This window comes from Psychrobacillus sp. Z3-81 (assembly GCF_056620325.1).
This window is the reverse complement of sequence record NZ_JBWQPU010000126.1, coordinates 1-206: the sequence shown is the minus strand read 5'-3', so window position 1 is coordinate 206 and position 206 is coordinate 1. Positions and strand designations below refer to the sequence as shown.

The 206-nt window shown below is 53.4% G+C and carries 1 tRNA gene and 1 rRNA gene; both read right to left on the bottom strand.

Features of this window, described 5'->3' with window-relative positions:
- A tRNA-Val gene (locus AC1ECF_RS17880) sits at positions 1-72 on the bottom strand.
- 41 nt (positions 73-113) lie between these two features.
- Positions 114-206, bottom strand: a 5S ribosomal RNA gene (gene rrf / locus AC1ECF_RS17875); the annotation flags it as partial.

The window sequence follows — 206 nt, the reverse complement described above, 5'->3', positions numbered from 1 at the left end:
GGAGGATGACGGGCTCGAACCGCCGACCCTCTGCTTGTAAGGCAGATGCTCTCCCAGCTGAGCTAATCCTCCTGGGTAATAAATTTCTTAGTTACTATGTAAGTTTATTGCAAGCCTAGCGACGTCCTGCTCTCACAGGGGGAGACCCCCAACTACCATCGGCGCTGAAGAGCTTAACTTCCGTGTTCGGTATGGGAACGGGTGTG